The sequence below is a fragment of the Pseudomonas sp. NPDC087614 genome, assembly GCF_044743485.1.
Lineage (GTDB): Bacteria > Pseudomonadota > Gammaproteobacteria > Pseudomonadales > Pseudomonadaceae > Aquipseudomonas > Aquipseudomonas baetica_A.
The window spans coordinates 1-24,249 of sequence record NZ_JBIUWN010000022.1 but is presented as its reverse complement, the minus strand read 5'-3'; the positions used below and the strand labels follow the sequence as shown (position 1 = coordinate 24,249).

Annotated in this window: 17 protein-coding genes and 2 pseudogenes; 17 read left to right on the top strand and 2 right to left on the bottom strand. The window is 60.5% G+C overall.

The window, feature by feature from the left end; genetic code table 11:
- Positions 1–11 precede the first annotated feature (11 nt).
- The 6 genes and pseudogenes from ACIOWA_RS11200 (at position 12) to ACIOWA_RS11175 (ending at position 7,576) form a co-directional block, all read left to right on the top strand.
- Positions 12–2,597 (top strand): TonB-dependent receptor, encoded by a 2,586-nt coding sequence (locus ACIOWA_RS11200; RefSeq protein ID WP_401159788.1) that lies wholly within the window; start codon positions 12–14, stop codon positions 2,595–2,597.
- Positions 2,598–2,708: 111 nt separating this feature from the next.
- Entirely contained in the window at positions 2,709–3,305 is a 597-nt protein-coding gene (locus ACIOWA_RS11195) for a biliverdin-producing heme oxygenase (RefSeq protein ID WP_339495395.1), read from the top strand.
- A 70-nt stretch (positions 3,306–3,375) separates the two neighbouring features.
- Entirely contained in the window at positions 3,376–3,771 is a 396-nt protein-coding gene (locus ACIOWA_RS11190) for a YbaN family protein (protein WP_339430957.1), read from the top strand.
- Positions 3,772–3,958: 187 nt separating this feature from the next.
- Positions 3,959–5,191 (top strand): annotated as a pseudogene (locus ACIOWA_RS11185) (chemotaxis protein); the annotation flags it as partial.
- A 150-nt stretch (positions 5,192–5,341) separates the two neighbouring features.
- On the top strand, positions 5,342–6,097 hold the full coding sequence (locus ACIOWA_RS11180) for a methyl-accepting chemotaxis protein (protein ID WP_401159821.1): 756 nt from the start codon (positions 5,342–5,344) through the stop codon (positions 6,095–6,097).
- Positions 6,098–6,226: 129 nt separating this feature from the next.
- Positions 6,227–7,576, top strand: coding sequence for a CoA transferase (locus tag ACIOWA_RS11175; protein WP_339430959.1), 1,350 nt, complete (start codon positions 6,227–6,229; stop codon positions 7,574–7,576).
- 149 nt (positions 7,577–7,725) lie between these two features.
- On the opposite strand, the gene arcD (ACIOWA_RS11170) is transcribed toward ACIOWA_RS11175, so the two are convergent.
- Positions 7,726–9,153 carry an arginine-ornithine antiporter gene (arcD, locus tag ACIOWA_RS11170; RefSeq protein WP_339430960.1) on the bottom strand — a complete coding sequence of 476 codons (1,428 nt, stop codon included), beginning with the start codon at positions 9,151–9,153 and terminating at the stop codon, positions 7,726–7,728.
- Between the two features lie 426 nt (positions 9,154–9,579).
- On the opposite strand from arcD (ACIOWA_RS11170), the gene arcD (ACIOWA_RS11165) reads away from it, so the two are divergent.
- From arcD (ACIOWA_RS11165) to ACIOWA_RS11115, 11 genes are all read left to right on the top strand, one after another.
- The gene (gene arcD, locus ACIOWA_RS11165; RefSeq protein ID WP_339430961.1) at positions 9,580–11,007 is read left to right on the top strand and encodes an arginine-ornithine antiporter; all 1,428 of its coding nucleotides are present in this window, start codon (positions 9,580–9,582) and stop codon (positions 11,005–11,007) included.
- A 35-nt stretch (positions 11,008–11,042) separates the two neighbouring features.
- Positions 11,043–12,299, top strand: coding sequence for an arginine deiminase (gene arcA / locus ACIOWA_RS11160; protein WP_339465252.1), 1,257 nt, complete (start codon positions 11,043–11,045; stop codon positions 12,297–12,299).
- 112 nt (positions 12,300–12,411) lie between these two features.
- Positions 12,412–13,422: an ornithine carbamoyltransferase gene (locus ACIOWA_RS11155; RefSeq protein WP_339430963.1), complete on the top strand. Its 1,011-nt coding sequence runs from the start codon at positions 12,412–12,414 to the stop codon at positions 13,420–13,422.
- Between the two features lie 191 nt (positions 13,423–13,613).
- Positions 13,614–14,543 carry a carbamate kinase gene (gene arcC / locus ACIOWA_RS11150; protein WP_339430964.1) on the top strand — a complete coding sequence of 310 codons (930 nt, stop codon included), beginning with the start codon at positions 13,614–13,616 and terminating at the stop codon, positions 14,541–14,543.
- A 62-nt stretch (positions 14,544–14,605) separates the two neighbouring features.
- Entirely contained in the window at positions 14,606–14,968 is a 363-nt protein-coding gene (locus ACIOWA_RS11145) for a DUF5064 family protein (RefSeq protein WP_401159784.1), read from the top strand.
- A 199-nt stretch (positions 14,969–15,167) separates the two neighbouring features.
- Positions 15,168–16,676, top strand: coding sequence for a sigma-54-dependent transcriptional regulator (locus ACIOWA_RS11140; RefSeq protein WP_339430966.1), 1,509 nt, complete (start codon positions 15,168–15,170; stop codon positions 16,674–16,676).
- A gap of 347 nt (positions 16,677–17,023) precedes the next feature.
- Positions 17,024–17,407: a glycine cleavage system protein GcvH gene (gene gcvH / locus ACIOWA_RS11135; RefSeq protein WP_339430967.1), complete on the top strand. Its 384-nt coding sequence runs from the start codon at positions 17,024–17,026 to the stop codon at positions 17,405–17,407.
- 11 nt (positions 17,408–17,418) lie between these two features.
- Positions 17,419–20,271, top strand: a complete 2,853-nt coding sequence (gcvP, locus tag ACIOWA_RS11130; RefSeq protein WP_401159782.1) for an aminomethyl-transferring glycine dehydrogenase — start codon at positions 17,419–17,421, stop codon at positions 20,269–20,271.
- Between the two features lie 202 nt (positions 20,272–20,473).
- A complete protein-coding gene (locus ACIOWA_RS11125) occupies positions 20,474–21,850 on the top strand; it encodes an L-serine ammonia-lyase (RefSeq protein ID WP_401159780.1) in 1,377 nt (458 codons plus the stop codon).
- Between the two features lie 41 nt (positions 21,851–21,891).
- Entirely contained in the window at positions 21,892–23,016 is a 1,125-nt protein-coding gene (gene gcvT / locus ACIOWA_RS11120; RefSeq protein ID WP_401159778.1) for a glycine cleavage system aminomethyltransferase GcvT, read from the top strand.
- A 405-nt stretch (positions 23,017–23,421) separates the two neighbouring features.
- Complete coding sequence (locus tag ACIOWA_RS11115) at positions 23,422–23,634, top strand: cold-shock protein (protein ID WP_003227496.1); 213 nt, start codon at positions 23,422–23,424, stop codon at positions 23,632–23,634.
- A 9-nt stretch (positions 23,635–23,643) separates the two neighbouring features.
- Here the strand turns inward: ACIOWA_RS11115 and ACIOWA_RS11110 are convergent.
- Positions 23,644–24,249: pseudogene (locus ACIOWA_RS11110) on the bottom strand (IS3 family transposase); the annotation flags it as partial.

The following is a 24,249-nucleotide window of genomic DNA, read 5'->3' as shown; positions in this document are numbered from 1 at the left end:
GAGCGCTATCGATGTCCTCTCGCCTTACCCGCCAGACTGCTTCCCCTTCCCGCGTGTTGTCGCTGCTGACCGCGGCCATCCTCATGGCCGGCACCGCACCGCTCATGGCTGCCACCGAGCAACCGACACGCAACATGGGTGATTACTCGTTCTCGATTGGCCAGCAACCGCTGGTGTCGGCACTGAATGCCTTCACCGCCGTCACGGGTTGGCAAGTCGGCCTGCCGGCAGAATTGGCTCAGGGCGTGTCGTCGCCGGGCGTGCGTGGCTCGCTGTCACCGGAAAAAGCCCTGGAGCGCCTGTTGGTGGGGACCAACCTGAGCTTTCGCACGTTGAGCAACAACAACGTCGTGCTGGAGATGCGCCGTACCAGCGGCGCACTGAATCTGGATCAAGTGACCATCAGCGCCACCCGTCAGGAACAATCGGTCAAGAGCGTGCCGGCCACCGTCAGTGTGCACACCCGTGAAGAACTGGATCACAACAACGTCAACACCCTCAAGGATCTGGTGCGCTATGAGCCGGGCGTCTCCGTCGGCGGCGCCGGCCAGCGTGGCGGCATCAGCGGTTACAACATCCGCGGCATCGATGGCGACCGCATCCTGACTCAGGTTGACGGTGTCGAAGTACCGGACGGGTTCTTCAACGGCCCGTACGCCAAGACCCAACGCAACTACGTCGACCCGGAAATCGTCAAACGCGTCGAGATCCTCCGTGGCCCGGCTTCGGTGCTGTACGGCAGCAACGCCATCGGCGGCGCGGTCAGCTATTACACCCTCGATGCGGACGACATCATCAAGCCTGGCAAAGACGTCGGCGCCCGCCTTAAAACCGGTTACAGCTCGGCCGATGAGAGCTGGTTGAAGTCCGCCACCGTAGCCGGCCGTGCCGATCAGTTCGACGGTTTGCTGCATTACAGCCAGCGTGACGGCCATCAAACCGATGCCTACGGCAGCAACCACGGCACAGGCCTTGAGCGCACCGCCGCCAACCCGGAAGACGTCAAGGCAAGCAACGTACTGGCCAAGATCGGCTGGAACTACAACGAAGATTCGCGCTTGGGCCTGACCTACGAAAAGTACAAGGACGACCGCGACACCGATCAGAAAAGCGCCTACGGCGGCCCGTACTTCAATGGCGCCCCGACCATCCCCGACAGCCTGCTGCCCGGCGGCATGTACCAGTGGCGCACCGGCAACGACACGATCACTCGCGAGCGTTTCGGCATCGAACACAGCTTCGCCCTCGACAGCCTGCTGGTCGACAACGTGAAGTGGAGCCTGAACCACCAGATCGCCAAGACTGACCAGCGCACCGAAGAGTATTACTACCCGATGACCCGCAAAGTGCTGCGTACTCGCGACACGATCTACGAGGAAAAGCAGTGGGTGTTCGATGCGCAACTGGACAAGGCTTTCGCCCTCGGTGAGACCGATCACGTCCTGACCTACGGCACCACCCTCAAGCAACAGAAAGTCACCGGCTCACGCAGCGGCGACGGCAAGTGCCTGGCCGTGGGGCGTGGCTGCAGCGCAATCGGCGCGACCAGTGCCGCTGACGTACTGAAGAAGGCCAGCGACTTCCCGGACCCGACCATCAACACCTACAGCGTGTTTGCTCAGGATCAGATTAGCTGGAACGACTGGACCTTCCTGCCGGGCCTGCGCTACGACTACACCGAGCTCAAGCCGCACATCACCGAGCAATTCCTCAATACCGTAAACGCCGATCGCCAGGGGACGGTCAGCGACAAGAACAAGACCTGGCATAAGGTCTCGCCCAAATTCGGCCTGACCTACGCCTTTAACGAGCACTACACCTGGTACGGTCAGTACGCCGAGGGCTTGCGCACACCCACCGCGAAAGCGCTGTACGGTCGCTTCGAGAACAACACCACCGGTTACACCGTGGCGCCGAATCCGGGCCTTGAGCCGGAAAAAAGCAAAAGCTATGAAACCGGTCTGCGCGGCAATTTCGAATCCGGCTCGTTCGACGTGGCGGTGTTCTACAACAAGTACCGCGACTTCATTAATGAAGACGCGGTCAAGCCGGGCGACGACGCGTTGACCTTCCAGAGCAACAACATCAAGCACGCGACCATCAAGGGGGCGGAAGTCAAAGGCCGTCTGAACCTGGACTCGTTTGGCGCCCCACAAGGCCTGTACACCCAAGGCTCGATTGCCTATGCCTATGGTCGCAACAACGACAACGGCGAACCGCTCAACAGCGTCAACCCGCTGACCGGCGTGTTCGGCCTGGGTTACGACCAGGACCACTACGGCGGCCTGCTGAGCTGGACCGTGGTGAAGAAAAAGGATCGTGTCGACGACAGCAACTTCAAATCGCCGGATGGCGTCAGCAGCCAGTTCAAGTCGCCGGGCTTCGGCATTCTGGATCTGACCGGGTTCTACAAAGTCACCAACGACGTCACCGTCAGCGGCGGCATTTACAACCTGACCGACAAGAAATACTGGCTGTGGGATGACGTGCGCGGTTACGACAGCGTCGGCGAAGCCTCGGTAACGCAACCGGCCAACCTTGATCGACTGACCCAACCGGGCCGCAACTTCGCGATCAATCTGATCTGGGACATCTGACCCGGCCGACCTCACGGCGCGTGTACACGCACCGCGCCGTGAGTTTTTTTTACGCGCCAGCGCTGGCCCGTTCGTCTCGTTATCAAGCGCCTCTTCTATCAAGGACAACTCATGACCCCTTCGGGAAAAGCCCTGCGTTCGCAACGCCTGAACCAGATCACTCACGCACCGCACACCAAGCTCGACGCGCTGGTCAAAGCCCACGCACCGTTCGAAACCCGCGCCAACTTCGCCCGTTTTGTCGTTGCGCAGTACCTGTTCCAGTCGGAACTGGTTGAGCTGTACAACGATGCCGAACTGACCGCGATCATGGCTGACTTGCCGGCTCGGTGCCGCGCCGAAGCGGCCAAGGCTGACCTGGCGGATCTGCACACCGACGTGCCGGCCCCAGTGGCCGGCGCGCTGAAAAATCCGAGCAAGGCCCGCGCCCTGGGCTGGCTCTTCGTCTGCGAAGGTTCCAAACTCGGCGCGGCGTTTTTGATCAAACGCGCCGAGGCGCTGCAATTGAGCGAAACCTTTGGTGCCCGTCACTTGGGTGAACCGCAAGGTGGACGCGCCGAAGGCTGGAAGCGTTTCGTCAAAACCCTCGACTCATTGGTGTTCACCGCAGAGCAAGAGGCCGACGTGGAGCAAGGCGCAATCGACGCCTTTAACCGCTTCACCGTGCTGCTGGAACGGGCTTATGCGACTGAAGCAGAAATGGCCTGACACTTCCCCTCTGGGAGTTGCATAAGCCTGTAAGATCCCGATCCAGCTTCATAAACCACGCGCTGAGCCCATGCCGCCACCCGCCTCCTCCAAACTCGCCCGCCTGCTGTTCGGCCTCTTGGCCTATGTCAGCCTCGGCATCGGCCTGATCGCCATCGTCGTGCCCGGCCTGCCGACCACCGAGTTCATCCTGCTCGCGGCCTGGGCGGCGACCCGCAGTTCGCCGCGCCTGAGCGCCTGGCTGGAGAACCATCGGCTGTTCGGACCGATCCTGAGCAATTGGCGCAACGGCAAGATCATTGCGCGCAAGGCCAAGGTCAGCGCCACGATCAGCATGCTGCTGTGTGCGACGTTGATGCTGGTGCTGCTCGATCACGGCTGGCCGGTCTATCTGGCCATTGCCGGGATGAGCCTGGGCAACCTGTGGATCTGGTCGCGACCGGAAACCACCCCGTCACCACGCTGAAACTTCCCTGTAATCAAGCCTTTTTTCGGCACATTCTCCTGCGCAAACGTTTAACGATGACCGTTCGTCGACACTGCCCTCATGCGCCCCCGCCTCGCGCCGATGTGCATTGAAAGGCGCTGAATGGATTTGGCGAACAGGGTCACTCCCGCCGTGGCCAACCGCTCATTCATTCGCGAGAACGCCCATGTTCGACTCTCTTTCCATTCGCCTGAAAATCGTCCTGCTCTCTGGTTTGTGCCTGCTCGGTGTGGTCGCGCTGATCGTCGGCATGAACATTTACCAGACCAACCAGAACGACAAACTGGTCAGCCACTCCAGCAGCAAGATGCTCACCGCCAGCGTGGAGAACCTGCTGCAAGCCAAAGCCGCCGAGCAAGCGGTGCGGGTGCAGAAAACCTTCGGCGAAAGCCTGACCGTGATCACGGCGCTGGCCGACCAGATCAAGGACATGCGCGTGATGGCCGCCAAGCGTTCGCTGGAGGCTGGCGCGCTGCGTGAAGAGTTGAACCAGAGCCTGAAAACGGCCTTCGAGCGCAACGACAAAGTGCTCGGCATCTGGCTGGCATTCGAACCCAACGCGCTGGACGGCAAGGACGGCGAGTTTGCCAATGACGCCGCCCGTCAATCCAACGAAGCCGGACGGTTTGCCAGTTACTGGAGCCGCGCCGCCGGCTCGGCGCTGAACACGGTCATGGTCGAAGAAGACATGACCAAAACCACGCTGAGTGTCAGCGGTACGCCGTACAACAGTTGGTACACCTGCCCTCGCGACAACAAGCGCACCTGCCTGCTCGACCCTTATGCCGACACTGTCGGCGGCAAGGAAATGCTCATGACGACCATTTCCGTGCCCTTGATCGTCGACGGCAAAGCCATCGGCGTGGTCGGTGTCGACATCGCCCTCAACGCCCTGCAGGCCGCCGCAGTGGACTCCCAGCGTGACTTGTTCAACAACGCCGGGCACATACTGATTGTCTCGGGCAGCGGTGTGCTGGGGGCCGACAGTGCCGACGCCACCAAGGTCGGCAAGACGATCATCGACACCCTCGGTGCCGATGGCAAAGACGTGCTGCAACTGATCGGCAGCGGCACACCGAAGATTCTCGAACAGGGCGACCTGATCCGTGCGGTGTATCCGGTCGATCCGATCGGCAACTCCCGGGCCTGGGGCGTGGTCATTGATCTGCCCAAACAAGTGTTGCTGGCCGACGCGGTCAAGCTGCAAGCAGTGCTGGATGAGGCGCACACAACCGGCATGATCACGGCGCTGTTGGTGGCCGTTGTGGCCGGCGTGATCGGCCTGCTGCTGATCTGGCTCACCGCTTCGGGCGTCACCCGCCCGATCAACAGCGTCGCCCAGATGCTGAAAAACATTGCCAGCGGCGAAGGCGATCTGACTCAACGTCTGGACTACACCAAGAAGGATGAACTGGGCGAGCTGGTGAACTGGTTCAACCGTTTCCTCGACAAACTGCAACCGACCATCGCCCAGATCAAGCAGAGCATCACCGAAGCCCGTGGCACCGCTGATCAGTCCTCGGAAATTGCCCGCCAGACCAGTGAAGGCATGCAGGTGCAGTTCCGCGAAATCGACCAGGTCGCCACCGCGTCCAACGAAATGAGCGCCACCGCCCACGATGTTGCCAACAGTGCCTCGAACGCGGCCAATGCGGCGAAAGGAGCCGACCAGTCGGCGAAGGACGGTATGTCGATCATCGAACGCAGCACCCGCGATATCAGCCAACTGGCCGACGAAGTCAGCAAAGCGGTGACCGAAGTCGAGGAGTTGGCGGTCAACAGCGAGCAGATCGGCTCGGTGCTGGAAGTGATCCGCAGCATCGCCGAACAGACCAACCTGCTAGCCCTCAACGCTGCCATCGAAGCGGCCCGCGCCGGTGAGAGCGGTCGCGGCTTTGCGGTGGTGGCAGACGAGGTGCGCAACCTGGCCAAACGTACCCAGGACTCGGTGGAAGAAATTCGCGTGGTCATCGAACGCATCCAGACCGGCACCCGTGGCGTGGTCGCGACCATGCATTCAAGCCAGACCCAGGCGCACAACAACGCCGGGCAGATTCGTCAGGCTGTGGATGCGCTGGGCAAGATCAGCGATGCGGTGACCGTGATCAGCGACATGAACCTGCAAATCGCCAGCGCCGCCGAACAGCAAAGCGCCGTGGCCGAAGAGGTCAATCGCAACGTTTCGGCGATCCGTACGGTGACTGAAACCTTGACCGAGCAAGCCACTGAATCGGCGGCAATCAGCAGCCAGCTCAATGCCCTGGCCAGCCAGCAGATGAAGTTGATGGATCAGTTCCGCGTCTGAACATCGCCACGGCCACCTGTGGGAACGGGCTTGCCCGCTCCCACAGGGTCAGCGTTCATCCGTCAGCACTTTCATCTGACCAGACAACGTTTTGCACTATCATCGCCCTCTCGCTCCGGAGGGCCTTCGATGACTGATTTACTCACGTCCATTCAAGCCGCACTCGGCCTGCCGCACACGCCGATTGCCTTCACCGCCAGTGGCGCCCTGCCCTCGGCGTTCGCCGTGACCGACCTGGCCTGCGCCAGCATTGCCGTTGCCGGGCAGGCCATCAGCCAATTGCTCAATCAACAGACGGGCCGTTTGCCGGCCGTTGAAGTCGACCGCCGGTTAGCCTCGTTCTGGTTCGCCACCTCGCTGCGCCCGATTGGCTGGCAAGTGCCGCCGCTGTGGGACCCCATCGCCGGTGACTATGCCACCCGGGACGGCTGGATTCGCCTGCACACCAACGCCCCGCATCATCGTGCTGCCGCTGAGAGCGTGCTGGGTATCTGTGCCGATCGTGCAGCGATGGCCGCAAAAGTCGCGCAATGGAACAGCCAGGATCTGGAGCAAGCAGTCGTTGACGCCAAGGGCTGTGCCGCGCAGATGCGCAACTGGGCGCAGTGGCAACAGCATCCGCAAGGGTTGGCGGTAAATGCCGAGCCGCTCGTCCATTTCATCTGCGATCAGCACCCATGCGGCAAAACCTGGCAGGGCTCGGTGGCGCAACCGTTGGCCGGGATCAAGGTTCTGGACCTGACCCGCGTACTCGCCGGCCCGACCGCCAGCCGGTTCCTCGCCGGTCTCGGTGCCGACGTGCTGCGTATTGATCCACCGACCTGGAACGAACCCGGGGTTGTGCCGGAGGTGACGCTCGGCAAGCGCTGCGCCCGCCTGGATTTGCAGGTGCCGGCGGATCGCGCGGTGTTCGAGACGTTATTGCAGGACGCCGACATTCTGCTGCACGGCTACCGCGCCGATGCGTTGGAGAACCTTGGGTTTGGCGTTGAGCGGCGGCGACAACTGGCGCCGGGGCTGATCGACGTCGGCCTTAATGCCTATGGCTGGAGCGGCCCGTGGCACAACCGCCGCGGCTTTGACAGCCTGGTGCAAATGAGCAGCGGCATCGCCGAGGCGGGACAGCGCTGGCAGCACGCAGACAAACCGACGCCTTTACCGGTGCAGGCGCTGGATCACGCGACCGGGTATCTGATGGCGGCGAGTACGATCACCTTGCTCAGCGAACGGTTGCGCAGTGGTCGCGCAGGATCGGCACGGTTGTCGCTGGCGCGTACGGCGAAGCTGTTGATCGAGCATGGACGGGGCACCGATGAAGCGCTACGCGCCGAAGATGATCAGGATAAGGGCCTGCTCGTGGAACAGACCCCGTGGGGGCCGGCGCATCGCGTGCAAGTGCCGGTGAAGATTAGCGGCACACCGCTGCAGTGGGCGTTGCCGGCCACCGAACTGGGTTCGCATCAAGCGCAGTGGCGATAAACTTTCGGGCCCCTTCGCGAGCAAGCCCGCGCCCACATTTGACCGAGTTTCTTCTGACGGAGCGCGATTGAGTGTGTGTGCGGGCTTGCTCGAGAAGACGGCCGCACCGACACCTGCGATTCAGGGTCAATCCGTGCGGCTCGTCAACCTCACAACGACAGCACCCCGCTGTACAAACCGTAAGCCGCCAGCCCCGCGCCAATGATCACGCAGGTGAAAATCCCCTTCTCGACAGGGGTGAACAGCGGCTCGCCCTGTTCATGCTTGGCCTTGGCAAACAGGATCACCCCCGGCGCATACAACAGCGCCGACAGCAGCAGATATTTCACCCCGCCGGCGTACAACAACCACACCGCATAACACAGGGCGATGCCACCGATCAGCAGGTCCTTGGTGCGCTCGGCCGAGGCGTGTTCGTAGGTTTCGCCGCGTCCGCTCAACAGCACGGCGTAGGCGGCCGACCACAGGTACGGCACCAGAATCATCGACGACGCCAGATAAATCAGACGGGTGTAGGTGCCGGCCGAAAACAGCGTGATCAACAGGAAAATCTGGATCATCACGTTGGTCAGCCACAACGCATTGACCGGTACATGGTTAGCGTTTTCCTTTTTCAGGAACGCCGGCATGGTCTTGTCCCGGGCCGTGGCGAAAAGAATTTCGGCACAGAGCAACGCCCACGACAGCAATGCGCCCAGCAACGAGACCGCCAGGCCAATGCTGATCAGCAACGCGCCCCACGGCCCGACGATGTGTTCCAGCACCGCCGCCAGTGACGGGTTCTGCAGGGTCGCCAGTTCCGGCTGGCTCATGATCCCCAGCGACAACACGTTGACCAGCACCAGCAGCGCCAGCACACCGATGAAACCGATCACCGTGGCACGGCCAACGTCGCTGCGTTTCTGCGCCCGCGCCGAGTACACGCTGGCGCCCTCGATGCCGATGAACACGAACACCGTCACCAGCATCATGTTGCGCACCTGATCCATCACCCCGCCGAAACTCGGGTTGCTGTGGCCCCAGATATCACGGGTGAAGATGTCAGCCTTGAACGCCAGGGCGGCGATGACGATGAACAGGATCAGCGGCACAATCTTGGCCACCGTGGTCACCTGATTGATGAACGTCGCCTCCTTGATCCCGCGCAGCACCAGAAAATGCACGCCCCACAGCAGCACCGACGCGCAGCCGATAGCGATGGGCGTGTTGCCCTGGCCGAACACCGGAAAGAAGTAGCCGAGGGTGCTGAACAGCAGAACGAAATAACCGACGTTGCCCAGCCACGCGCTGATCCAGTAACCCCACGCCGAGGAAAACCCCATGTAGTCGCCAAATCCGGCCTTGGCATAGGCATAAACGCCTGAGTCCAGTTCGGGCTTGCGATTGGCCAGGGTCTGGAACACGAACGCCAGGGTCAACATGCCGATCGCGGTGATCCCCCAGCCGATCAGAATCGCCCCGGCATCGGCGTGCGCCGCCATGTTCTGCGGCAGGGAAAAAATTCCCCCGCCAATCATCGAACCCACCACCAGGGCGATCAACGCCCCCAGTTGCAGCTTTTGCGTCGGTTGCGACATTTCAATCTTCCTTTTTCCCGGATCGACGGTGGCCGCTCACTCATCACATAGTCGCTATTTAACTAAACGGGTAAAGCGCAATTACGTTTATTGAATAACACCGATTAGCGCCTTTTATAGAAAACGGCCGTGCACTTTCTACGCGCTGATCCGGATTATTCGATTCTGTACTGAAAACAGATGCTGAAATTTGCCAAACCCTGAAAAAGAACTAGCGTCATAGCTCCAAAGAAACAAGGACAATTCTCAATCAGATTGATCGAAAGCCTCTGGAACGGGCCTTTCCGGCGAAAGCTTTATGCCATCAGTCATTTCATAAGTCATTCATTAACAATGAAATGTGACCTTCAACTGATCCACGTCAGCAGTTTGAACAGATAACAGAACTACGCTGTGATCTCTTCTCTCCTGCAATGGAGTCATGCAATGTCTGAAACTCCCGGAAAACTACGATTAGGCGCATTGGTTGCCTTGGTAGTCGGATCAATGATCGGTGGCGGGATATTCTCTTTGCCACAAAACATGGCCGCCAGTGCCGACGTCGGTGCGGTGCTGATCGGTTGGGCCATTACCGCTGTCGGCATGCTCACCCTCGCTTTTGTTTTCCAAACCCTCGCCAATCGCAAGCCTGACCTGGACGGCGGCGTGTACGCCTACGCCAAGGCCGGATTCGGCGATTACATGGGGTTCTCGTCGGCCTGGGGTTACTGGATCAGCGCTTGGCTGGGTAACGTCGGCTACTTTGTTTTGCTGTTCAGCACGCTCGGTTACTTTTTTCCGGTGTTTGGCGAGGGCAATACCGTCGCCGCGGTGATCGGCGCGTCCGTGCTGCTGTGGGCGGTGCACTTTCTGGTGCTGCGCGGGATCAAGGAAGCGGCGTTCATCAACCTGGTGACCACCGTCGCCAAGGTGGTGCCACTGCTGCTGTTTGTATTGATCGCCGTCTTCGCGTTCAAACTGGACATCTTCACTGCTGACATTTGGGGCGTGAAAAACCCTGATCTGGGCAGCGTGATGAACCAGGTGCGCAACATGATGCTGGTCACCGTGTGGGTGTTCATCGGCATCGAAGGCGCGAGCATCTTCTCGGCGCGGGCGGAAAAACGTTCCGACGTCGGTAAGGCCACCGTGATCGGCTTCATCACCGTGCTGCTGTTTCTGGTGCTGGTGAACGTGCTGTCGCTGGGCATCATGACTCAGCCGGAACTGGCCAAACTGCAGAACCCGTCGATGGCCGCCGTGCTTGAACATGTGGTCGGTCACTGGGGTGCAGTGCTGATCAGCGTCGGTCTGATCATCTCGCTGCTGGGGGCGCTGCTGTCGTGGGTGCTGCTGTGCGCAGAGATCATGTTCGCCGCCGCCAAAGACCACACCATGCCGGCGTTTCTGCGCAAGGAAAACGCCAACCACGTCCCGGTCAACGCCTTGTGGCTGACCAACGCGATGGTGCAGGTTTTCCTGATCATCACCCTGTTCTCGGCCAGCACTTACCTGTCGCTGATCTACCTCGCCACGTCGATGATTCTGGTGCCCTACCTGTGGTCGGCGGCGTATGCCCTGCTGCTGGCGGTGCGCGGCGAAACCTACCAAGGCTTCGCCGCTGAACGGCGCAAGGATCTGATCATCGGCGCGATCGCCGTGATCTATGCGGTCTGGCTGCTGTATGCCGGCGGGATCAAGTACCTGCTGCTCTCGGCCCTGCTCTACGCCCCCGGCGCGATCCTGTTCGCCAAGGCCAAACTGGAACTCAAACAAGTTGTTTTCACGAACGTCGAGAAGCTGATTTTTGCCTCGGTGGTCGTCGGTGCCCTGGTGGCAGCCTACGGCCTGTATGACGGCTTCCTGACTCTGTAGCACCTGATTGATTTGTTATCTGGAGGATCACTGAAATGACCACGGAAAAAGTTAAGTACGGCGTCCATTCCGAAGCCGGCAAACTGCGCAAAGTCATGGTTTGCTCCCCAGGTCTGGCCCATCAGCGGCTGACCCCGAACAACTGCGATGAACTGCTGTTCGACGACGTGCTGTGGGTCGCCCAGGCCAAACGCGACCACTTCGACTTCGTCACCAAGATGCGTGAACGCGAGATCGACGTGCTGGAAATGCACAACCTGCTGACCGATATCGTCGCCATCCCTGAGGCACTGGACTGGATTCTCGACCGCAAGGTCACCGCCGATTCGGTGGGCCTGGGCCTGATCAGCGAAGTGAAGTCCTGGCTGCACAGCCTCGAACCACGGCACATTGCCCAATACCTGATCGGCGGCGTCTCCGCTGATGACCTGCCGGACAGCTTCGGTGGCAAGACCATTCAGATGTTCCGCGACTTCCTTGGCCACTCCAGCTTCATTCTGCCGCCGCTGCCCAACACCCAGTTCACCCGCGACACCACATGCTGGATCTACGGTGGCGTGACGCTGAACCCGATGTACTGGCCGGCGCGTCGTCAGGAAACCCTGCTGGCCACCGCCATCTACAAATTCCACCCGCAATTCACCAACGCCGATTTCGAGATCTGGTACGGCGACCCGGACAAGGATCACGGCAGCGCGACCCTTGAAGGCGGCGACGTCATGCCGATCGGCAACGGTGTCGTTCTGATCGGCATGGGCGAGCGTTCTTCTCGCCAGGCCATCGGCCAACTGGCGCTGAACCTGTTCAAGAACAAAGCCGTGGAGAAAGTCATCGTGGCCGGCCTGCCGAAGTCCCGCGCAGCGATGCACCTGGACACCGTGTTCAGCTTCTGCGACCGCGACCTGGTGACGATATTCCCGGAAGTGGTCAACCAGATCGTGGCGTTCACTCTGCGACCTGACGAAAGCAAACAGGGCGGCATCGATATCCGCCGCGAAGAATCGAGCTTCCTCGACACCGTGGCCAAAGCCCTCAACCTCAAAGCGCTACGCGTGGTGGAAACCGGCGGCAACAGCTTCGCCGCCGAACGCGAGCAATGGGATGACGGCAACAACGTGGTAGCGGTGGAGCCGGGCGTGGTCATCGGCTATGACCGCAACACCTACACCAACACCCTGCTGCGCAAGGCGGGCGTTGAGGTCATCACCATCAGTGCCGGGGAACTGGGCCGTGGTCGTGGCGGCGGCCACTGCATGACCTGCCCGATCATCCGCGACCCGATCGACTATTAATTTTTTGACTAATGACGACCCGACGCTGTGAACGCGTAGCGAGCGCAGGAAAGACAAGGCGAAGGCGCACAGCCTGCAGTCGCTTTCCCAGTGTCGGGCAAGGAGATCCATCATGGCTTTTAATATGCGCAACCGCAGCTTGCTGAGTTTGATGCACCACACCACTCGCGAGATCAACTACCTGATCGACCTGTCCCGCGACCTCAAACGGGCCAAGTACACCGGCACCGAGCGTCCACACCTGCAAGGCAAGAACATCGCGCTGATCTTCGAAAAAACCTCGACCCGCACCCGCTGCGCATTCGAAGTCGCGGCCCACGACCAGGGTGCCCACGTCACCTACATCGATCCGGTGTCGTCGCAGATCGGCCACAAAGAGAGCATGAAAGACACCGCCCGCGTTCTCGGCCGGATGTTCGACGCCATCGAATACCGTGGTTTTGAGCAGGAAATCGTCGAAGAGCTGGCCAAGTTTGCCGGTGTGCCGGTGTTCAATGGTTTGACCGCCGAATTCCACCCGACGCAAATGATCGCCGACGCGCTGACCATGCGTGAACACAGCGACAAGCCAATGCACGAGATCAGCTACGCCTACCTCGGCGACGCTCGCTACAACATGGGCAACTCGCTGTTGATGATCGGCGCCAAGCTTGGCATGGACGTGCGCATCGCCGCGCCGAAAGCGCTGTGGCCGCACGCTGACTTCATCGCCCAGTGCATGGCGTTCGCCGAAGAAAGCGGCGCACGCATCACCATCACCGAAGACCCGAAAGAAGCGGTCAAGGGCGTCGACTTCATCCACACCGACATCTGGGTGTCGATGGGTGAGCCGGTGGACGCCTGGGACGAGCGCATCGAGCAACTGCTGCCGTACCAGGTCAACCCCCAAATGATGAAAGCCTCCGGCAACCCGCGCGTGAAATTCATGCACTGCCTGCCGGCGTTTCACAACAGCGAAACCAAGGTCGGTAAAGACATCGCCGCGCGCTATCCGCACCTGGCCAATGGCGTTGAAGTGACCGAAGACGTCTTCGAATCCCCGGCCAACATCGCCTTCGAGCAAGCGGAAAACCGCATGCACACCATCAAAGCGATTCTGGTGTCGACGCTGGCTGATCTCTAAGACCCGGCCCGCTCTCACTGAAGAAACCGGCTGTAAATGTGGGAGCGGGCTTGCTCGCGAAGGGGCGATATCAGGCGACATTGATGGAGCCTGACACACCGCCTTCGGGAGCAATCCCCCTCCCACAAGGGCCCGGTTCCGACAGCAAGATCGAGTCGTTTGCCATTCCTCTGTCTGAGAAGGACTGCACCATGCGTATCGTCGTAGCGTTGGGCGGTAACGCCCTGCTTCGCCGTGGCGAGCCGATGACCGCTGACAATCAGCGCGCCAACATCCGCGTCGCCGCCGAACAAATCGCCAGGATCCATCCCGGCAATCAATTGGTCATCGCCCACGGCAATGGCCCACAAGTCGGCCTGCTGTCGTTGCAAGCGGCGGCCTATACCTCCGTCAGCCCGTACCCGCTGGACGTGCTCGGTGCCGAAACCGAAGGCATGATCGGCTACATCATCGAACAGGAGCTCGGCAATCTGCTGGACTTCGAAGTACCGTTCGCCACCCTGCTGACCCAAGTCGAAGTCGACGCCAACGACCCGGCGTTCCAGAACCCGAGCAAACCCATCGGCCCGGTTTACGACAAGGCTGAAGCGGAAAAACTCGCCGCTGAAAAAGGCTGGGCGATTGCGCCGGACGGCGATAAATACCGCCGTGTAGTGGCCAGTCCTCGGCCCAAACGCATCTTCGAGATCCGCCCGATCAAGTGGCTGCTGGAAAAGGGCAGCATCGTGATTTGCGCCGGTGGTGGCGGCATCCCGACCCTCTATGACGAACACCGCAAACTCAAGGGCATCGAGGCGGTGATCGACAAGGATCTATGCTCCTCGCTGTTGGCCGAACAACTGGACGCAGATTTGCTGGTGATCGCCACCGACGTCAACGCCACGTTCATCGACTTCGGCAAACCCAGCCAGAAAGCCATCGCCCAAGCGCATCCGGACGAACTGGAGCGCCTGGGCTTTGCCGCCGGCTCCATGGGGCCCAAGGTACAGGCAGCCTGCGAATTCGCCCGCCATACTGGCAAGGTCGCCGTAATCGGCTCGCTGGCGGACATCGAAGCGATTGTCCAGGGCAATGCGGGTACGCGAGTCAGCACAGCGAAACCCGGTATCACTTATCGATAATCAGAAACTCCGGGGGCAGGCGTAAGGTCTGCCCTTCTCCCATGCCTTGAAAGGAGAGATCCATGGCCCAGTTTGTACCCGGTCATCTGCACATCGAACGGCACGCGCTGAACAAGGACGATGTCAGCTACGACCTGTGCCTTGACTACGAAGTGTTCACCGATCCCAAAGAGGGCAAAGGAATGCAGTTCACAATGCACGGCAGCATTCAGGGCAAGGGCATGAAAGAGACGTTCTTCCTGCCCAAGGATCAGGCTTACAACTTCGCCAGAGACATGACCAGAATTGCCGAGAAGTACGGGATTCCCAAGACGCATGCCAGCATTGGCTCGGTGCACAAGCACTACGACGCGATGTTTGAAGATGTGCGGGCGCAGTTGAATATGAAATCCGGAGACCCGGTGAAGCCCGAACACCTCGAATAACCCGGAGTCCCTGTGGGAGAGGGCTCGCGCGCGACGACGTCGTGTCCGGCGATATCAATGTGGCTGAGCCACGGCATTCGCGAGCAGGCCCGCTCCCACAGGGCAACCAGATCGACCGGAAAATCGCCGCCGATTTCACCATTGCCCCGCCCCAAGGCATACTTGCCACCCTCCGCATTGCAGAACACTGAACCGCCCCATGCGTATCCACGTCAGCTTCATCGACCGCGTCGGCATCACCCAGGAAGTCCTGGCCCTGCTCGGCGGGCGCAATCTCAATCTGGATGCGGTGGAAATGATCCCGCCGAACGTCTACATCGACGCCCCGACGTTGAGCCCTGAGGTGCTGGAAGAACTGCGTGACGCGCTGTTCAGTGTGCACGGTGTGCAAGCGGTGAAAGTGGTCGACATCCTCCCGGGCCAGCGTCGGCACTTGCAGCTTGATGCGCTGCTCGCGGCGATGACTGACCCGGTGCTGGCCCTCGACAGCGCCGGCAAGGTGCTGCTGGCCAACCCGGCATTGATTGCGTTGTACGGTCGCGAACCGGCCGGTGAAACTGTCGCTGAGCTGTTCAGCGATCCGGGCCTGCTCGACACGTTGCTCGAAAACGGCTTCCGCCTGCCGCTGCGCGAGATCACCGTCAACGGCCAGACGCTATTACTCGACGCCACGCCGATCACTGACGCCGGCGCCCTGCTCACCCTGTATCAACCCAACCGCATCGGCGAACAGCTCTCGGCGCTGCACCACGACCACGCCGAAGGGTTCGACGCGCTGCTTGGCGAATCCCCGGCAATCCGCACCCTCAAGGCTCGCGCACAGCGCGTTGCCGCCCTTGATGCGCCGTTGCTGATCCAGGGCGAAACCGGCACCGGCAAAGAGCTGGTGGCCCGCGCCTGCCACGCCATCAGTGCGCGGCACAGCGCGCCGTTTCTCGCACTCAACTGCGCGGCCCTGCCGGAAAACCTCGCCGAAAGCGAACTGTTCGGCTACGCCCCTGGTGCCTTTACTGGCGCGGCACGCGGTGGCAAACCGGGGCTGATGGAACTGGCCAACCAGGGCACGGTGTTCCTCGACGAGATCGGCGAGATGTCGCCGTACTTGCAGGCAAAACTGCTGCGTTTCCTGAATGACGGCAGCTTCCGCCGGGTCGGCGGTGATCGCGAGGTGAAGGTCAACGTACGCATCCTCAGCGCCACCCACCGCGATCTGGAAAAAATGGTCAGCGAGGGGCTGTTCCGCGAAGACCTGTTCTATCGCCTCAACGTGCTTAACGTCGAAGTGCCGCCGCTGCGAGAGCGCGGTCAGGACATTCTGTTGCTGGCGCGTTATTTCATGCAGCAGGCGTGTGCGCAGATTCAGCGCCCGGTCTGTCGCCTCGCCCCCGGTACTTACCCGGCGCTGCTCGGCAACCGTTGGCCGGGCAATGTCCGCCAGTTGCAGAACGTGATTTTCCGCGCCGCCGCGATTTGCGAAAGCAGTCTGGTGGATATCGGCGACCTCGACATCGCCGGGACCTCGGTCGCGCGTCAGACCGACAGCGACGTCGACAGCCTCGAACAAGCGGTCGAAGCCTTCGAGAAATCGCTGCTGGAAAAACTCTACGTCAGCTACCCCTCGACCCGCCAACTGGCCAGTCGCCTGCAAACCTCGCACACGGCCATCGCCCATCGACTGCGCAAGTACGGCATCCCCAACAAACTTTAAGCCTTGCCCGCTCCCACAGGGGTAATGCTCCGGATTATAAAATCCGCTCAAAAACGACCTGCATCTGTACTGAAAGCGCTACAGCGGAACGATATCGCTACACCCTCCTCCGATCGCCGCTGTGCAAGGCTTTGATCCCGTTAAGCTTTTTTCCTTGCCCTACGCTGTAGCGATTTCGCTACAGACGCACCATCACTCAATCAACACAAAACGTTCAAGACATTGATTTATAACGATAAATCAACATTGGCCGCGTTCTTGCTAACGAACCCTTCATCAATAAGGGCTTTACCGCCCCAGCCTTCCACCGCGTCCACCAGACGAGTCTGGCCCCCTGAGGAGTTTCCATGAGCGAGTTGCGTTTTACTGAAGATCACGAATGGCTGCGCACTGAAGCCGACGGCAGCGTCACTGTCGGCATCACGGCTTTTGCGCAGAACGCCCTGGGCGACGTGGTGTTCGTGCAACTGCCTGAGCTGCAGACTTACGAAAAAGGCGCTGAAGCCGCCACCGTGGAGTCAGTGAAAGCCGCCAGTGGCGTGTACATGCCCCTCGACGGTGAAGTCCTGGCCACCAACCCAGCGCTGGAAGACAGCCCTGAGCTGGTCAACGAAGATCCGCTGGGCGAAGGCTGGTTCTTCCGCTTCCAGCCAGCCGATGCTTCGGCCGTCGCCAAACTGCTCGATCAAGACGCCTACGACCGCCTGATCAAAGCCCAAGCCGAAGCCTGAGGACAATCGACATGACTCAAGTAAACCTTGGCACCGCCAACGAATTCATCGCCCGTCACATTGGCCCGCGCGCCGGTGACGAACAAGCCATGCTCAACAGCCTCGGCTTCGATTCGCTTGAAGCCCTGAGCGCCAGCGTCATCCCGGAAAGCATCAAGGGCACCAGCGTGCTTGGCATGGACGACGGCCTGAGCGAAGCCGACGCCCTGGCGATGATCAAATCCATCGCCGGCAAAAACCAGTTGTTCAAAACCTACATCGGCCAGGGCTACTACAACTGCCACACGCCGTCGCCGATCCTGCGTAACCTGCTGGAAAACCCGGCCTGGTACACCGCTTACACCCCATACCAGCCAGAAATTTCCCAGGGCCGTCTCGAAGCGCTGCTGAACTTCCAGACCCTGATCAGCGACCTCACCGGCCTGCCGATCGCCAACGCCTCGCTGCTCGACGAAGCCACCGCCGCTGCCGAAGCCATGACGTTCTGCAAACGCCTGAGCAAGAACAAGGGCAGCCACGCTTTCTTCGCCTCGATCCACAGCCACCCGCAAACCCTCGACGTGCTGCGCACCCGTGCCGAGCCGCTGGGCATTGACGTGGTGGTGGGCGATGAGCGTGAACTGACCGACGTCACCCCATTCTTCGGTGCGCTGCTGCAATACCCGGCCAGCAACGGTGATGTGTTCGATTACCGCGAACTGACCGAACGCTTCCACGCGGCCAACGCGTTGGTGGCCGTGGCGGCCGACCTGCTGGCCCTGACCCTGCTGACCGCTCCAGGCGAGTTCGGCGCTGACGTTGCGATCGGCAGCGCTCAACGTTTCGGCGTGCCGCTGGGCTTCGGTGGCCCGCACGCAGCTTACTTCTCGACGAAAGATGCGTACAAGCGCGACATGCCGGGCCGTCTGGTCGGTGTGTCGGTTGACCGTTTCGGCAAGCCAGCGCTGCGTCTGGCGATGCAGACCCGCGAGCAACACATCCGTCGCGAGAAAGCCACCTCCAACATCTGCACCGCGCAAGTGCTGCTGGCCAACATCGCCAGCATGTACGCCGTCTACCACGGCCCGAAAGGCCTGACCCAGATCGCCAACCGCGTGCATCACCTGACCGCGATCCTCGCCAAGGGTCTGACCGCGCTGGGCCAGAAGGTCGAGCAGGAAAGCTTCTTCGACACCCTGACTCTGGCCACTGGCGCGCTAACCGCCGCGCTGCACGACAAGGCTCACGCCCAGCAGATCAACCTGCGCGTCGTCGATGCTCAGCGTATCGGTCTGTCGGTCGACGAAACCACCACATCGGCTGACATCGAAACCCTGTGGGGACTGTTCGCCGACGGCAAGACCCTGCCGGACTTCGCTGCTCTTGCCGCTTCGGTTCAAAGCACCATTCCTGCTGCACTGGTACGCCAGTCGCCGATCCTCAGCCACCCGGTGTTCAACCGCTATCACTCGGAAACCGAGCTGATGCGCTACCTGCGCAAATTGGCGGACAAGGACCTGGCACTGGATCGCACCATGATCCCGCTGGGCTCGTGCACCATGAAACTCAACGCCGCCAGCGAAATGATCCCGGTGACCTGGGCCGAGTTCGGCGCCCTGCACCCGTTCGCGCCAGCCGCACAAAGCGCCGGTTATCAGCAACTGACCTTTGAGCTGGAAGCGATGCTCTGCGCCGCCACCGGTTACGACTCGATCTCGCTGCAACCGAACGCCGGTTCGCAAGGTGAATACGCTGGCCTGCTGGCGATCCGCGCTTATCACCAGAGCCGTGGCGACGAGCGCCGCGACATCTGCCTGATCCCCTCGTCCGCCCACGGCACCAACCCGGCCACCGCCAACATGGCCGGCATGCGCGTGGTGGTGACCGCGTGCGACGCTCGCGGCAACGTCGATATCGAAGACTTGCGCGCCAAGGCCATCGAGCACCGCGAACACCTCGCCGCGCTGATGATCACCTACCCGTCGACCCACGGCGTGTTCGAAGAAGGCATCCGCGAAATCTGCGGGATCATTCATGACAACGGCGGTCAGGTGTACATCGACGGCGCCAACATGAACGCCATGGTCGGCCTCTGCGCGCCAGGCAAGTTCGGCGGCGACGTTTCGCACCTGAACCTGCACAAAACTTTCTGCATCCCCCACGGCGGTGGCGGCCCGGGCGTCGGCCCGATTGGCGTCAAGTCGCACCTGACGCCGTTCCTGCCGGGCCACGCCCAGATGGAGCGCAAGGAAGGCGCGGTCTGCGCAGCACCGTTCGGCAGCGCGAGCATTCTGCCGATCACCTGGATGTACATTCGCATGATGGGCGGCGCGGGTCTCAAGCGCGCTTCGCAACTGGCGATCCTCAACGCCAACTACATTTCCCGTCGCCTCGAAGAGCACTACCCAGTGCTGTACACCGGCAGCAACGGTCTGGTGGCGCACGAATGCATCCTTGATCTGCGCCCGTTGAAAGACAGCAGCGGCATCAGCGTCGATGACGTCGCCAAGCGCCTGATCGACTTCGGCTTCCACGCCCCGACCATGTCGTTCCCGGTTGCCGGCACGCTGATGATCGAGCCGACCGAAAGCGAATCCAAAGAAGAACTGGACCGCTTCTGCGACGCCATGATCCGCATCCGCGAAGAAATCCGCGCGGTGGAAAACGGCACCCTGGACAAGGACGACAACCCGCTGAAGAACGCGCCGCACACCGCAGCCGAACTGGTTGGCGAGTGGACTCACCCGTACAGCCGCGAGCAAGCGGTGTACCCGGTGGCGTCGTTGATCGAAGGCAAATACTGGCCGCCGGTCGGTCGCGTCGACAACGTGTTTGGCGACCGCAACCTGATCTGTGCCTGCCCGTCGATCGAAAGCTACGCTTAAACCTGTGTGGGGGCATTTATTTGCCCCCACTCTCAACAACACCACAGATCCAGTGTGGGAGTGAGCTTGCTCGCGAATGCGGTGAATCAGTCACATTTGTATTGAATGACCCTCCGAATTCGCGAGCAAGCCCGCTCCCACAGGCAATGCTACAAACCTGATATTTCGCCAATTCCTATAACAAGAAACCGGAGAACCACTCATGTCGTTAAGCGTGTTCGACCTGTTCAAGATTGGCATCGGCCCCTCCAGCTCCCACACTGTCGGCCCGATGCGCGCCGCTGCGCGCTTCGCTGAAGGGCTGCGCCGGGATAACCTGCTGACTGCCACCGCCAGCGTGCGCGTCGAGCTGTACGGCTCGCTCGGCGCCACCGGCAAAGGCCACGGCAGTGACAAGGCCGTGTTACTCGGCCTTGAGGGTGAACACCCGGACACCGTCGACACCGAAACCGTCGCCGCCCGCCTGCAAGAAATCCGCAGCAACGCTCGCCTGAATCTGCTCGGTGAACACAGCATCGCGTTCAACGAGAAAGAACACCTGGCGATGATCCGCAAGCCGCTGGCCTATCACCCTAACGGCATGATCTTCCGTGCGTTCGACGCGGCGGGCATCCAGATCCGCAGCCGCGAGTACTACTCGGTCGGTGGGGGTTTTGTCGTCGATGAAGACGCCGCCGGTGCCGATCGCATCGTCGAAGACGCCACACCGCTGACCTTCCCGTTCAAAAGCGCCAAGGACCTGCTCGGTCATTGCAGCACCTATGGTCTGTCGATCAGCCAGGTGATGCTGACCAACGAGAGCGCCTGGCGCCCGGAAGCGCAAACCCGCGCTGGCCTGCTGAACATCTGGCAAGTGATGCAGGACTGCGTGGCGGCGGGTTGCCGCAACGAAGGGATTTTGCCCGGTGGTTTGAAGGTCAAACGGCGCGCGGCGGCGCTGCATCGGCAACTGTGCAAGAACCCGGAATCAGCGTTGCGCGATCCATTGTCAGTGCTCGACTGGGTCAACCTTTATGCGCTGGCGGTCAACGAAGAAAACGCCAATGGCGGACGCGTGGTAACGGCACCCACCAACGGTGCGGCGGGGATCATTCCGGCTGTGCTGCATTACTACATGCGCTTTATTGCCGGCGCCAATGAAGACGGTGTGGTGCGTTTTCTGCTGACCGCGGCGGCCATTGGCATTCTGTACAAGGAAAACGCTTCGATCTCAGGCGCCGAAGTCGGCTGTCAGGGCGAGGTCGGCGTGGCCTGCTCAATGGCGGCCGGCGCGTTGTGCGAAGTGCTGGGCGGCAGCGTGCAGCAAGTCGAGAACGCCGCGGAAATCGGCATGGAACACAACCTCGGCCTGACCTGCGACCCGATTGGCGGGCTGGTGCAGGTGCCGTGCATAGAGCGCAACGCCATGGGCTCGGTGAAAGCGATCAACGCAGTGCGCATGGCCATGCGTGGCGACGGACAGCATTTCGTCTCGCTCGACAAGGTCATCCGCACCATGCGCCAGACCGGCGCCGACATGAAAAGCAAATACAAGGAGACCGCCCGTGGCGGTCTGGCGGTCAACATTATCGAATGCTGATGCTTGCGCATCGGCGGCTGCACATTTTTCAGGAGTTGAAGATGTCTACCGAACAACTGTCGAAAACCCCGCTGCACGCTCTGCACATCGAACTCGGCGCACGCATGGTGCCATTCGCCGGCTACGACATGCCGGTGCAATACCCGCTGGGCGTGATGAAGGAACACCAGCACACCCGCGAGCAGGCCGGACTGTTCGACGTCTCGCACATGGGCCAGATTCGCCTGACAGGTGCCAATGCCGCCAAGGCCCTGGAAACGTTGGTGCCTGTAGACATCATCGATCTGCCAGTAGGCATGCAACGTTACGCGATGTTCACCAATGACAACGGCGGCATTCTCGATGACCTGATGGTGGCCAACCTCGGTAACGACGAGTTGTTCCTGGTGGTCAACGCTGCGTGCAAGGATCAGGATCTGGCTCACCTGCAAAAACACATCGGGGATCAGTGCACCATTACGGCGCTGTTCGAAGAACGCGCCCTGCTCGCCCTGCAAGGTCCGGCGGCCGCTACCGTGCTGGCGCGCCTTGCTCCGCAAGTGGCGCACATGACCTTTATGCAGTTCGCCCGCGTCAATCTGCTGGGCATCGACTGCTTTGTCAGCCGTTCGGGTTACACCGGTGAAGACGGTTTCGAAATCTCGGTGCCGGCCGCCGATGCTGAAAAACTCGCCCGCGCCTTGCTGGCTGAACCGGACGTTCAGGCCATCGGCCTCGGCGCTCGTGATTCGCTGCGCCTGGAAGCCGGCCTGTGCCTGTACGGCCACGACATGAACACCGAAACCACACCCATTGAAGCCAGCCTGCTGTGGGCGATCTCCAAGCCACGTCGCGCCGATGGCGCGCGGGCCGGCGGTTTCCCGGGGGCATCGAACGTTTTCGCACAGCAACACAATGGCGTCGCCCGCAAGCGCGTCGGCCTGCTGCCGCAGGAACGCACCCCGGTGCGTGAAGGCGCAGAAATCGTCAATGAGGCCGGCGACATCATCGGCAGCGTCTGCAGTGGCGGCTTTGGTCCGACGTTGGGTGGGCCGTTGGCGATGGGTTACCTCGACAGCGCGTATGTCACGCTTGAGACACCGGTTTGGGCCATTGTTCGTGGGAAAAAGGTGCAAATGCTTGTAAGCAAAATGCCATTTGTTCCACAACGCTACTATCGCGGCTGATTGACTGTTTCTATAAGTAACGCGATTGCGTTATGCGTGCACTAATGTGTAACGCAGTCGCCATAAAACAGTGCACCTTCTATCAATCGATTCGAATATGAACGTTGCTTATAACGTTCGAAAACAACTGAACAAGCCCATCATCTAAGCCTGTACTAACCAACCGATTAAGTTCCTGCAAGCTCAGCAAAACCGGGCACTTCACAGGGCTTGTTTTTTCTCCCGAAGTTGGCGTAGAGTTTCCCCACTGTGTTTGCATGGGTCAGCTTGGAATCGTGACCTGGGCAGTAGCCTACAAGTTAGCTACATCCCGTTCGACGTCTTCTTACTCTCCTGCAACCAGCCCCAGTACTCTTTCATGAGAAGGAGACTGTCATCAATTTTTTGCGTCAAAGGAAATAAGAAATGTCCACACGTCAGAGCGGTACCGTCAAGTGGTTTAACGACGAGAAAGGTTTTGGTTTTATCACTCCAGAAAGCGGTCCGGATCTGTTCGTGCATTTCCGTGCCATTCAGGGCAACGGCTTCAAAAGCCTGAAAGAAGGCCAGAAAGTGACTTTCGTTGCTGTGCAGGGCCAGAAAGGCATGCAGGCTGACGAAGTACAAGCAGAAGCCTGATCTTCTTGTCTAGTCCTGAAATAGGTTTACACCTATCTCACCCTAACGCCCGATGCACTGCATCGGGCGTTTTGTATTTTAAGGACAGGTGCGGGCGCTCTTGGTTGTAGATCAAGACCGCTTCCCGCACCATCTGCTCCGCTTGCTTCAGGTCGGTCGGCCGGTGGAGCAAGAGTTCCGTTTTCAAGATGCCGTTGACCCGCTCTGCCAAGGCGTTTTGGTAGCAGTCGTAGCCATCGGTCATCGAACAAGTGATGCCGTGTTTGGCATGGAGCTTTTGATACAGCGCTGAGCAGTACTGCACACCTCGATCCGAGTGATGGACCAGTTTTTGACGTGTTCTACGCGTCTTCAACGCCATGCGTAACGCTTGAGCTACCGAGTCGGCATGCAGGCTGCCATGCACGTGGTAGCCGACAATTTTTCTCGAGTAGACATCCGTTACCAAGCTCAGGTAGACCGGCTCATCACGCTTGGTGGATAGGTAAGTGATATCGGCTACCCAGACCTGTTCCGGGCCGGTCGCGATGACTTGCTGCGGGCCAGGTTTTAGCAGGTTGGGGTGGCAATGGAAATGATGATGGCTGTCGGTTGTTTTGTGATAAGCCCGTTTCC

Bases quoted from the DNA above. Each gene is read 5' to 3' on its own strand.
- ACIOWA_RS11200 (WP_401159788.1), top strand. From the start codon at position 12: ATGTCCTCTCGCCTTACCCGCCAGACTGCTTCCCCTTCCCGCGTGTTG.
- arcA (WP_339465252.1), top strand. From the start codon at position 11,043: ATGACCACGGAAAAAGTTAAGTACGGCGTCCATTCCGAAGCCGGCAAA.
- ACIOWA_RS11190 (WP_339430957.1), top strand. From the start codon at position 3,376: ATGCCGCCACCCGCCTCCTCCAAACTCGCCCGCCTGCTGTTCGGCCTC.
- ACIOWA_RS11195 (WP_339495395.1), top strand. From the start codon at position 2,709: ATGACCCCTTCGGGAAAAGCCCTGCGTTCGCAACGCCTGAACCAGATC.
- ACIOWA_RS11140 (WP_339430966.1), top strand. From the start codon at position 15,168: ATGCGTATCCACGTCAGCTTCATCGACCGCGTCGGCATCACCCAGGAA.
- ACIOWA_RS11125 (WP_401159780.1), top strand. From the start codon at position 20,474: ATGTCGTTAAGCGTGTTCGACCTGTTCAAGATTGGCATCGGCCCCTCC.
- ACIOWA_RS11145 (WP_401159784.1), top strand. From the start codon at position 14,606: ATGGCCCAGTTTGTACCCGGTCATCTGCACATCGAACGGCACGCGCTG.
- gcvP (WP_401159782.1), top strand. From the start codon at position 17,419: ATGACTCAAGTAAACCTTGGCACCGCCAACGAATTCATCGCCCGTCAC.
- arcD (WP_339430960.1), bottom strand. From the start codon at position 9,153: ATGTCGCAACCGACGCAAAAGCTGCAACTGGGGGCGTTGATCGCCCTG.
- ACIOWA_RS11115 (WP_003227496.1), top strand. From the start codon at position 23,422: ATGTCCACACGTCAGAGCGGTACCGTCAAGTGGTTTAACGACGAGAAA.
- ACIOWA_RS11175 (WP_339430959.1), top strand. From the start codon at position 6,227: ATGACTGATTTACTCACGTCCATTCAAGCCGCACTCGGCCTGCCGCAC.
- arcC (WP_339430964.1), top strand. From the start codon at position 13,614: ATGCGTATCGTCGTAGCGTTGGGCGGTAACGCCCTGCTTCGCCGTGGC.
- arcD (WP_339430961.1), top strand. From the start codon at position 9,580: ATGTCTGAAACTCCCGGAAAACTACGATTAGGCGCATTGGTTGCCTTG.
- gcvH (WP_339430967.1), top strand. From the start codon at position 17,024: ATGAGCGAGTTGCGTTTTACTGAAGATCACGAATGGCTGCGCACTGAA.
- gcvT (WP_401159778.1), top strand. From the start codon at position 21,892: ATGTCTACCGAACAACTGTCGAAAACCCCGCTGCACGCTCTGCACATC.
- ACIOWA_RS11155 (WP_339430963.1), top strand. From the start codon at position 12,412: ATGGCTTTTAATATGCGCAACCGCAGCTTGCTGAGTTTGATGCACCAC.
- ACIOWA_RS11180 (WP_401159821.1), top strand. From the start codon at position 5,342: ATGCAGGTGCAGTTCCGCGAAATCGACCAGGTCGCCACCGCGTCCAAC.